This is a genomic window from Micromonospora sp. NPDC051141 (assembly GCF_044455765.1).
Lineage (GTDB): Bacteria > Actinomycetota > Actinomycetes > Mycobacteriales > Micromonosporaceae > Micromonospora.
This window is the reverse complement of sequence record NZ_JBITFD010000034.1, coordinates 1-12,747: the sequence shown is the minus strand read 5'-3', so window position 1 is coordinate 12,747 and position 12,747 is coordinate 1. Positions and strand designations below refer to the sequence as shown.

General features: G+C 69.0%; 1 protein-coding gene. It reads right to left on the bottom strand.

The window, feature by feature from the left end:
• Nucleotides 1-12,747: type I polyketide synthase (locus ACIA6B_RS32415; protein ID WP_396779286.1), on the bottom strand; the 12,747-nt coding region annotated here is incomplete at both ends.

Below are 12,747 nucleotides of genomic sequence, written 5' to 3'. Positions count from 1 at the left end.
CAACACCTCCCCACACCGCACCATCGCCTCCCCGAACACCGGCTCGGCATCCCACAACGCCAACCCCATCCCCACCCACTGCGCCCCCTGCCCCGCAAACACAAACACCACACCCGAACCACCACCCGCACCCCCCGCCACACCACGCACCACCACCGATGAGGCGTCCCAATCCCGCAACCCCGCCAAGAACCCCTCCACCTCGCCGGCCACCACCACCGCCCGATGCGCAAACACCGACCGGCCCGCCAACGCCCGCCCCACCACCACCGGATCCACCCCAGGCCGATCGCCCACGAACCCCGCCAACCGCTGCGCCTGCGCCCGCAACGCCACCTCAGACTTAGCCGACAACAACCACGGCACCACCCCACCGACCCGCAGAGCCGCCGGCGACTGTTGGCCCGAGCCCGCCGGGTCGGCGGGTGTGTCCTGCGGCGACTTGAACGGTTCGGGCTCGTCCGGGGCCTCGATCGGTTCGGGTTCTTCGATAATGAGGTGGGCGTTGGTGCCGCTGATCCCGAACGACGACACCCCAGCCCGCCGTCGCCGGCCGTTACCTGGCCAAGGTTCGGCCTCGGTCAACAGACACACCGACCCTGCCGACCAGTCCACATGTGACGACGGGGCGTCCACGTGCAGCGTCCTGGGCATCAACCCGTGCCGCATGGCGAGGACCATCTTGATGATCCCCGCGACCCCGGCGGCGGCCTGGGTGTGGCCGATGTTCGACTTCACCGACCCCAACCGCAACGGCCGATCCGCCGGCCGGTCCTGGCCGTACGCGGCGATCAGCGCCTGCGCCTCGATCGGATCACCCAGGGTGGTGCCCGTGCCGTGCGCCTCCACCACATCCACGTCGCCCGGCGACAGCCGCGCGTTGGCCAGGGCCTGGCGGATCACCCGCTGCTGCGACGGACCGTTCGGCGCACTCAACCCGTTGGAAGCGCCGTCCTGGTTGACCGCGCTGCCCCGCACCACCGCCAACACCTGATGCCCCCGCCGACGAGCATCCGACAACCGCTCCAACACCAAAACCCCGACACCCTCACCCCAACCCGTACCATCAGCCGCATCCGCAAACGGCTTACACCGCCCATCAGCAGCCAACCCACCCTGCCGGGAAAACTCCACGAACGCCCCCGGCGTGGCCATCACCGTCACACCACCAGCCAGGGCCATCGAACACTCACCCGAGCGCAACGCCTGCGCCGCCAGATGCACCGCGACCAGGGACGACGAACACGCCGTGTCCACCGACACCGCCGGGCCCTCCAGGCCCAGGGTGTACGCCACCCGACCCGACATCACACTCGCCGCGTTACCCGTCAGCAGATGCCCCTCGCTGCCGGTCTGCGCGTCCCCGATCACCGAGATGTAGTCCTGACCGCTGGTGCCGACATACACGCCGGTGTCCGACCCGCGTAGCCCCGACGGGTCGATCCCGGCCCGCTCCAACGCCTCCCAGGAAACCTCCAACAACAACCGCTGCTGCGGATCCATCGCCACAGCCTCACGCGGACTGATCCCGAAGAACCCCGCATCGAACATCGCGGCCCCGGAAAGGAACGTTCCGTACCGGGTCTCCGACCGCTGCCGGCCGGAGTCGTGCAGCGCTGTCAGATCCCAACCCCGGTCCGCGGGGAATCCCTCCACCGCGTCGACACCCTCGACCAGCAACCGCCAGAACCCGTCCGGGTCGTCAACCCCACCCGGATACCGACACCCCATCCCCACAATCGCCACCGGCTCATCAACACCCGCACCCACCACCACCGGCGCCAGAACATCAGCCTGCTCACCAAGCAACTCCGTCAACACATACCCGGCCAACACCACCGGCGTCGGATAGTCAAAAACCAGCGTGGCCGGCAACGACAACCCCGTCGCGGCAGCCAACCGGTTACGCAACTCCACCGCAGTCAACGAATCAAAACCAAGCTCACGGAACGCGCTACCCGGATCAACCGCCGCGGGGTCGGCATGACCGAGCACAACCGCAGCCTGCGCCCGCACCAACTCAAGGACTGTCCGCTGACGCTCCTCCACCCCCACAGCCGCCAACCTGGCGGCCAGATCCACCCGCGCATCGGCGGTGGCCGCCGCCCGGCGGGCCGGGCCGCCAGCCACCACCTGCCACAACGGCAGCAGGCCACCGGCCCCGGAACGACGCAGCGCGGGCAAGTCCACCCGGATCGGCACCAACTGCGGCTGGCTGGTACGTACTGCCGCGTCGAACAACGCCAAGCCCTGCTCAGGGGACAGGGCAAGGATGCCGCTGCGTCGCATCCGGTCCAGGTCGACCTCGCCGAGATGCCCAGTCATCGCCGACTGCGGAGCCCACAGCCCCCACGCCAACGACTGACCAACCAGACCCTCGGACTGCCGCCGCAGCGCCAAAGCATCCAGAACCGCGTTCGCCGCGGCGTAGTTACCCTGCCCCGGCGACCCCAGCGTGGCCGCCGCCGACGAATACACCACGAACAACCCCAGATCCAAGTCCCGGGTCAACTCATGCAACCACCACGCCGCATCCGCCTTCGCCCGCAACACGGGCTCCAGCCGCTGCGGCGTCAACGCCTCGACCACCCCGTCATCAAGCACACCCGCGGTATGCACCACCCCGACTACCGGATGCTCGACCGGCACCGCCGCCAACACCTCAGCCAAAGCGGCCCGGTCAGCGGCATCACACACCGCCACCCGCACCCGGGCGCCCAGCTCCGTCAGCTCATCGACCAGTTCCCTCGCCCCGGCCGCCGCCAGGCCGCGCCGGGACAACAACACCAGATGCCTGACCCCGTGCGCGGTGACCAGATGCCGGGCCACCAACCCACCCAACACCCCCGTCCCACCAGTGACCACCACCGTGCCACCCGAATCCAGCCCGGCCGGCAGCCGCAGCACCACCTTGCCCACATGACGCGCCGCCTGCAGATACCGCAAAGCCTGCACCGCGTGAGCCGCCTCGAACACCCTCACCGGCAGCGGCTGGAGGATGTCCGCGGCGAACATGTCCAGGATCTCGCCCAGCATCTGCCCGATCCGGTCCCCACCGGCCTCGGACAGGTCGAACGCCTGATACATCACTCCGGGATGGTCTGCGGCAACCCGCACCGGGTCCCGCACGTCGGTCTTACCCATCTCCACGAACCGGCCACCACGAGGCAGCAGGCCCAGCGACGCGTCCACGAACTCACCGGCCAAGGCATTGAGCACCACATCCACCCCCTCCCCACCGGTCACCGTCAGGAAGCTGCGACGGAACTCCAGATCCCGGGAAGAAGCCAGGCGCGCATCGTCCAACCCCATCTGGCGCAAGGTGTCCCACTTACCGGCGCTGGCAGTGGCGTACACCTGCAACCCCCACGCCCGCGCCAACTGCACCGCCGCCATACCCACCCCACCAGCCGCAGCATGAACCAAGATCCGCTGCCCCGCCCGCACACCAGCCAGATCCCGCAACGCGTAGAACGCAGTCAGAAACACAATCGGCACCGACGCCGCCCGAGTAAACGACCACCCCAGCGGAACCCGCGCCAGCAAACGATGATCAGTGACCGCCACCGGCCCCAACGCCCCGTTGAACATGCCGAACACCCGATCCCCGACCACCACCCCCGTCACGTCCGGGCCAACCTCGAGCACCACCCCGGCTGCCTCACTACCCATCACCGCAGCCGAATCCGGATACATACCCAACCCCACCAACACATCCCGAAAGTTCAACCCCGCCGCCCGCACCCCCACCCGCACCTGCCCAACCCCCAACGGCGCCACCACCCCCGGACAATCCACCACCGCGAGGTTGTCCAAACTGCCCGACTCCGACACATCCAGACGCCACGACAACCGGTCACGACCAGGCAGAGACAGCTGCCCGGTACCGGCCCGGACCAACCGCCGGACGTACAGGACACCAGCGCGTACCGCGATCTCCGACTCGCCGCTGTCGACAACCGCGGTCAGGATCCTGTCCAGCTCGTCACGGTGGGTGTCGTCGTCGAGGTCGAGCAGGACAAACCGGTGAGGATGCTCGGACTGCGCGGAGCGGACCAGACCCCACACCGCAGCCGCGGCCAGGTCACTGCCGTCGGTAGCGCCACGGGTGAGCACCACCAGCCGGGAACCGTCCGTGCCCGCATCGGCCAACCAGTCCTGAACCCAGCCCAACACCAGGGTGCTCGCCGCGTGCGTAGCCTCGACAACACCCACCGCACCGTCTGGAGCCGGTAGCTCGGCGACCACCACCGCAGGCAGCTCACCCTCAACCTGCCCATGCCACGCCCAGACCAGCTCGGTAGCCGCCGCCGTGGTGTCAGGCTCCGCGTCCGGCAGCGGCACCCACTCCACGGCGAACAGTGACTGCGCCGCATCCGGCATCCCGGGGCCCAACTGGTCGGTGGTCACCGGTCGCATCACCAGCGAGTCCGCGGTCAGCACCGGCTGGCCGGCGGTGTCGAACACCGCCACCGCGATAGCCCCGCCGTCGCCGACCGGTGTCAGCCGGACCCGCAGCGTGGTCGCCCCGGTCGCGTGCAACCGCACCCCGGTCCACGCGAACGGCAACACCGCCCCGCCATCGTCGCCGAGCAGCCCGGTCAACCCGATCGGGTGCAACGCCGCGTCCAACACCGCCGGATGCAACCCGAACCCACCCGCCGCGTCCTGCTCGGGCAACGCCACCTCGGCATACACATCCCGATCGGAACGCCACACCGCCCGCAAACCCTGAAACACCGGCCCATACACATACCCGCCACCGGCCAACCGCTCATACACGCCGTCCACCGCCACCGGCCGCGCGTCAACCGGCGGCCACTGCCCCAACCCGGACGGCACCCGACCAGCCTGCGGACTCAACACACCCGTGGCATGCCGAATCCACGCACCCCCCACACCCTCCACGCCTTCGGGCCGGGAGTACACGTTGACCGGCCGCCGACCGTCCTGGTCGGGGTCACCGACCCACACCTGCACCTGCACCCCACCCTGCTCCGGCAGCAGCAACGGGGTCTGCAGCGTCAACTCCTCCACGGAGGCACAACCCACCTGGTCACCGGCGTACAACACCAACTCCACATACGCCGTGCCCGCCAACAACACCGCACCCAACACCGCATGATCGGCCAACCACGGCTGCCCCGACAACGACAACCGGCCGGTCAACACCACCCCATCCCCATCAGCCAACGACACCGCCGCCCGCAACAACGGATGATCAACCGAACCCAGCCCCAACCCCCGAACATCGCCCGCACCGGCCGCCACCGTCTGCGGCCAGAACCGCTGATGCTGAAACGGATAGGTAGGCAGTTCCACAGCCCGTCGGCCGGCACTCATATCGAGCAGTATTGGCCAGTCCACCGCCACGCCGTGCACGTGAACACCAGCGACCGCGGTCAATAGGGTCTGCGGCTCATCGCGATCGGCGCGCATCGCCGGCAGCCACACCCCCGCTTCGGGGGTGCCGGTGTCGGCCATCGAGGTCAGCGTGCCGTCCGGGCCCAGTTCGAGGAAGACACCCACGCCCTGCTCGCGCAGGGCGTTCACCGCGTCGTGGTAGCGCACCGTCTGCCGGACATGCGCCAACCAGTATCCCGGTTCGGTCACGTCCGCACCGGGGGTGCCGGAGACCACCGGGATGGTTGGCTCCCGCCACACCACCCCGCCCAACACGTCGGCGAACTCGGCCAGCATCGGCTCCATCAACGGCGAATGGAACGCGTGACTGACCTTCAACTGCCGGGCCTTGCCACCGGCGTCCCGCCACTGTTGTGCCAGGTCCAACACCACGGTCTGGTCACCGGAGATCACCGTGGAGTGCGGGCCGTTGACCGCCGCGACGCCTACCAGGTCGGTGTGCCCGGCGATCAGGTCGTGGGCCTCGACGTCGCTGGCGGTCAACGCGACCATGGCCCCGCCAGCAGGGAGCGCCTGCATCAGGCGGCCCCGCGCGGCCACCACCGCCACCGCATCAGCCAGATCCCACACCCCCGCCACATGAGCCGCACTCAACTCACCGATCGAATGCCCCGCCACATACTCCGGAGCCACCCCCCAGGAGCGGACCAGCCGATACAACGCCACCTGCACCGCGAACAGCCCCGCCTGGGTGTACACCGTCTGATCCAACAACTGCGGCTCGCCCGCGACGACGTCCCGCAACGGCCGTTCGAGATGCTGGTCGAAGGACGCGCAGACCTGATCGAACACGTCAGCGAACACCGGATACGCCTCGTACAGGCCCAGGCCCATTCCGAGGCGCTGGCTACCCTGCCCGGAAAACACCACCGCCAGCCGACCAGACCCCGCGACCCCGGCCACCACCCCGGGTGCCTGGCCACCCGCGGCCAGCGCCCGCAACCCATCCATCAACACCTGCCGCTGCTGGCCAAGGACCACCGCCCGGTGCGTGAACACCGACCGGGCCGCTAACCCCCGCCCCACCACGACCGGCTCGACCTCGGGTCGGTCGGTCAGGAACCCGGCCAGCCGCTGCGCCTGCGCCCGCAACGCCACCTCGGACTTGGCCGACACCAGCCACGGCACCACCCCGCCCAGCAGCGCCGGCGGCTGTTGGTCCGAGCCCGCCGGGACGGTCGGTGTGTCCTGCAGCGGCTCGAACGATTCGGGCTCGTCCGGGGCCTCGATCGGTTCGGCCTCTTCCAGGATGACGTGGGCGTTGGTGCCACTGATCCCGAACGACGACACCCCAGCCCGCCGCGGCCGACCGTTACCTGGCCACGGTTCGGCCTCGGTCAACAGACACACCGACCCAGCCGACCAATCCACATGTGACGACGGGGCATCCACATGCAGCGTCCTGGGCATCAACCCGTGCCGCATCGCCAAGACCATCTTGATGATCCCCGCGACACCGGCGGCGGCTTGGGTGTGGCCGATGTTCGACTTCACCGACCCCAACCGCAACGGCCGACCTGCCGGCCGGTCCTGGCCGTACGCGGCGATCAGCGCCTGCGCCTCGATCGGATCACCCAACGTCGTGCCCGTACCGTGCGCCTCCACCACATCCACGTCGCCCGGCGACAACCGGGCGTTCGCCAAAGCCTGGCGGATCACCCGCTGCTGCGACGGACCATTCGGCGCACTCAACCCATTCGACGCCCCGTCCTGGTTGACCGCGCTGCCCCGCACCACCGCCAACACCTGATGCCCCCGCCGACGAGCATCCGACAACCGCTCCAACACCAACACCCCGACACCCTCACCCCAACCCGTACCATCAGCCGCGTCCGCGAACGGCTTGCACCGCCCGTCAGCAGCCAACCCGCCCTGCCGGGAAAACTCCACGAACGCCCCCGGCGTGGCCATCACCGTCACACCACCGGCCAGGGCCATCGAACACTCACCCGAGCGCAACGCCTGCGCCGCCAAATGCACCGCCACCAACGACGACGAACACGCCGTATCCACCGACACCGCAGGCCCCTCCAGGCCCAGGGTGTACGCCACCCGCCCGGACATGACACTCGCCGCGTTACCCGTCAGCAGATGCCCCTCGCTGCCGGTCTGCGCGTCACCGATCACCGAGATGTAGTCCTGACCGTTCGTGCCCACGTACACGCCGGTGTCCGAGCCGCGTAGCCCCGACGGGTCGACGCCGGCCCGCTCCAACGCCTCCCACGAGACCTCCAACAACAACCGCTGCTGCGGATCCATCGCCACAGCCTCACGCGGACTGATCCCGAAGAACCCCGCATCGAACAACGCCGCACCAGCCAGGAACCCACCCCTGCGCGCAAGGCTGCTCCCCGACCGCGCCGAATCCAGGTCATACCCGGCATCCCAACCTCGGTCCGTGGGGAACTCACCCACCGCGTCGATGCCCTCGACCAGCAACTGCCAGAACCCGTCCGGGTCGTCCACCCCACCCGGATACCGACACCCCATCCCCACAATCGCCACCGGCTCGTCGACACCCACCCCCACCACCGGCAAGAGGACATCCGTGGACTCACCGAGCAGTTCGGTCAGCAGGTACCGGGCCAACACTTGCGGGGTGGGATGGTCGAAGACCAACGTGGCAGGCAACGGCAGGCCAGTCGCGGTGACCAACCGGTTACGTAGTTCCACCGCAGTCAGCGAGTCGAAGCCGAGCTCTTGGAAGACTTGGTCGGCAGGTATCTGCGCAGCCCCGGTGTGGCCGAGGACCACTGCGGCCTGCTCGCGGATCAGAGTCAATGCCATCGATTCGCGTTGTCCGGCCGGAGTTTGCCGCAACCGCGTCAGCCATGCCGACGGCTCATCACTACTCGGCAGGTCCGCGACCGCCACCCGTGCCTCGGGCAGATCCGTCAGCCACGATCCGAGGTGCCCAGCGCTGGACTCGATCAGCTGGCGCCAGTCCACGTCGGCCACTACCAGGTACCCCTGGCCAAGGACGTGTTCCAGGGCGGTGACCGCCACTGCGGGGTCCATCCCCGTCAACCCGCCTCGGCGGGCCCGCGCCTCGGCCAGATCGGTGTTCGCCAGCCCACCGCCAGCCCAGGTCCCCCAGGCCACCGACACCATCGGTGCGCCCTGTGCTCGCCGCTGCTGAGCGTACACATCCAAAAACGCGTTCGCGGCCGCGTAATTGCCCTGTCCTGGCCAGCCGAACAGCGCCGCTACCGACGAGAACACCACAAACGCCTGCAGGTCTATACCGGCGGTCAGCTCATCAAGAGCGAGCACCGCGTCGATCTTCGACCGGGCCACCGTGGCAAGACGTTCGGCGGTCAACGACCCGATCACCCCGTCGTCGAGCAGCCCTGCGGTGTGCACCACTGCGGTCAACGGATGCTCGGCCGGGATCGCCGCGAGTACCTCAGCCATAGCGTCGCGGTCGGCCACGTCGCAGGCTGCCACCTGCACCCCCACTCCTACCGCAGCCAACTCCGCCACTAACTCCCGCGCGTTCGCGGCGGCCATACCGTGACGGCTGACCAGCACCAGATGCCTCGCGCCCTGCTCGGCCAGCCAGCGCGCCACCCGCGCACCCAACGCTCCGGTCCCACCGGTGACCAGCACCGTGCCTGATGGCTGCCACGCCTGTCCCAGCACAACCGGGGCTCGCCGCAGCCGCATTCCGTACACTCCGTCGGCGCGCACGGCCACTTGGTTGTCTTCACCCCAACCAGCCAACATCGCGCAGCACGAACGACCGGTTGTCTCGTCCAACACTCCAGCGGGCAGGTCGATCAACCCGCCCCACCGGTCGGGCTGCTCGGCACCGATCACCCGGCTCAGACCCCACACCTGGCCCTGCCACACATTCTTGATCGGGTCGCTGTCACCCACACTCACCGCGCCTCGGGTAAGCCCCCACAACGGCACGGGACCCCATGCCTGCGCCACCGTCAACAGCTGCGCTGCGCATTCCCGACCCGCGCCGGCCAATACCACCCCACCAGCCAGCGTCCCGGCCTCGGCCAACGCCCGCACCTCGGCCAGCCCGGTCTTCGGATTGTCTAGGTCAACCCGCATCACCCGGGCGCCACCCGTCGACAACACATCCGAGAGGTCATCACCAGAACCGCTCACAGCCAGCAGTGCCCAAACCCCCGACAGCGCCCCCTCCGGCTGGTCAGCCAACACCGACCATTCGACCCGGTACCGCCACCGGTTCAACGCCGCCTGGGCCTGCCGCTGTCGCAACGATGCCAGCATCGGCAATACCACGCCTGCGTCCTGCCGCTGCACCGCCTGCCAGAAGTCCGCATCCAGAGTGTCCATGACGCTGAGGGCCGCCTGGTGCGTCGCCTGTGGCCAGTACCGCTGGTGTTGAAACGGGTAGGTAGGCAGTTCCACAACCCGCCGACCGCTGCCACCCAGCAGTTTCGGCCAGTCCACCGCTCCGCCGTGTACGTGGACCCCGGCGACCGCGGTCAGCAGTGTCTGCGGCTCGTCCCGGTCACCTCGCAGCGCGGGTAGCCACACCTCTGCGTCGGGGGTGTCGGTGTCGGCCATCGAGGTCAGCGTGCCGTCCGGGCCCAGTTCGAGGAAGACACCCACGCCCTGCTCGCGCAGCGCGGTCACCGCGTCGTGGTAGCGCACCGTCTGCCGGACATGCGCCAACCAGTATCCCGGTTCGGTCACGTCCGCACCGGGGGTGCCGGAGACCACCGGGATGGTTGGCTCCCGCCACACCACCCCGTGCAACACGTCGGCGAAGTCGGCCAGCATCGGCTCCATCAACGGCGAGTGGAACGCGTGACTGACCCGCAACTGTCGGGCCTTGCCGCCGGCGTCCCGCCACTGTTGTGCCAAGTCCAGCACCACGTCCTGGTCGCCGGAGATCACCGTGGAGCGGGGACCGTTGACCGCCGCGACGCCTACCAGGTCGGTGTGCCCGGCGATCAACTCCTGTGCCTCGACGTCGCTGGCGGTCAACGCGACCATGGCCCCGCCAGCGGGGAGCGCCTGCATCAGGCGGCCTCGCGCGGCTACTACCGCCACCGCATCGGCCAGATCCCACACCCCGGCCACATGAGCCGCGCTCAACTCGCCGATCGAATGCCCCGCCAGACGCTGCGGAACTATTCCCCAGGAGGTGATCAGCCGGTACAAGGCCACCTGCACCGCGAACAGCCCCGCCTGGGTATACATCGTCTGATCCAACAACTGCGGCTCGCCCGCGACCACGTCCCGCAACGACCGTTCGAGATGCTGGTCGAAGGACGCACAAACCTCATCGAACACGTCAGCGAACACCGGATACGCCTCGTACAGGCCCAGGCCCATTCCAACCCGCTGGCTACCCTGCCCGGAAAACACCACCGCCAGCCGCCCGGAACCGGCGACCCCGGTCACCACCCCTGGCGCCTGGCCACCCGCGGCCAGCGCCCGCAACCCGTCCACCAACACCTGCCGATCCTGGCCGAGTACGACACCCCGATGGGTGAACCCCGTCGCCCGGCTGTCCACCAACGCCCGCCCCACCGTCACCGGCTCGACCTCAGGCCGGTCGGTCAGGAACCCGGCCAACCGCTGCGCCTGCGCCCGCAACGCCACCTCGGTCTTGGCCGACAACAGCCACGGCACCACCCCGCCCAGCAGCGCCGGCGGCTGTTGGTCCGAGCCCGCCGGGTCGGCGGGTGTGTCCTGCGACGGCTCGAACGGTTCGGCCTCTTCGATAATGAGGTGGGCGTTGGTGCCGCTGATCCCGAACGACGACACCCCAGCCCGACGTCGCCGGCCACCGCCCGGCCACGGTGTGGCCTCGGTCAGCAGACACACCGACCCAGCCGACCAATCCACATGTGACGACGGGGCATCCACGTGCAGCGTCCTGGGCATCAACCCGTGCCGCATCGCCAAGACCATCTTGATGATCCCCGCGACACCGGCGGCGGCTTGGGTGTGGCCGATGTTCGACTTCACCGACCCCAACCGCAACGGCCGACCTGCCGGCCGGTCCTGGCCGTACGCGGCGATCAGCGCCTGCGCCTCGATCGGATCACCCAAGGTGGTGCCCGTGCCGTGCGCCTCCACCACGTCCACGTCGCCCGGCGACAACCGGGCGTTGGCCAAAGCCTGGCGGATCACCCGCTGCTGCGACGGACCATTCGGCGCACTCAACCCATTGGAAGCGCCGTCCTGGTTGACCGCGCTGCCCCGCACCACCGCCAACACCTGATGCCCCCGCCGACGAGCATCCGACAGTCGTTCCAGCACCAGAACCCCGACACCCTCACCCCAACCCGTACCATCAGCCGCGTCCGCGAACGGTTTGCACCGCCCGTCAGCGGCCAACCCGCCCTGCCGGGAAAACTCCACGAACGCCCCAGGGGTGGCCATCACCGTCACACCGCCGGCCAGGGCCATCGAACACTCACCCGAGCGCAGCGCCTGCGCCGCCAGATGCACCGCCACCAACGACGACGAACACGCCGTATCCACCGACACCGCAGGCCCTTCCAAGCCCAGGGTGTACGCCACCCGCCCGGACATGACACTGGCCGCGTTACCCGTCAGCAGGTGCCCCTCGCTGCCGGTCTGCGCGTCACCGATCACCGAGATGTAGTCCTGACCGTTCGTGCCCACGTACACGCCGGTATCCGACCCGCGTAGCCCCGACGGGTCGATCCCGGCCCGCTCCAACGCCTCCCAGGACACCTCCAACAACAACCGCTGCTGCGGATCCATCGCCACGGCCTCACGCGGACTGATCCCGAAAAACCCCGCATCGAACAACGCCGCGTCAGCCAGGAACCCACCCTCCCGGACGTAGCTGGTTCCCGACCGAGCCGGATCCGGGTCATACCCCGCATCCCAACCCCGATCGGTGGGAAAGCCACCCACCGCGTCGATGCCCTCGGCCAGCAGTTGCCAGAACCCGTCCGGGTCGTCCACTCCACCTGGATAGCGGCAACCGAGCCCTACGATCGCTACCGGCTCGTCGACATCCGCGTCGACCGCCACCGGCGCGGTGGCTGCCGCAGTGGTGTTGCCCAGCAGCAGGTCCGTCAGATGGTTGGTCAACACCTGCGCACTGGGGTAGTCGAGGACCAGCGTGGCTGGTAGCGGCAGTCCGGTCGCGGTGACCAGCCGGTTACGCAGTTCCACCGCGGTGAGGGAGTCGAAACCGAGTTCGCGGAATGCCCGCTCGGGTGGGATCGCCTGAGCGTTGTCGTGGCCGAGAGCGGTCGCGGCGTGAGCACGTACCAGTTCCAGGATCTTCTGCTGGCGTTGCGGACCGGTCAACGCCCGTAGCTCGGTGGCCAGTGTTGACTCGTCGAGGGA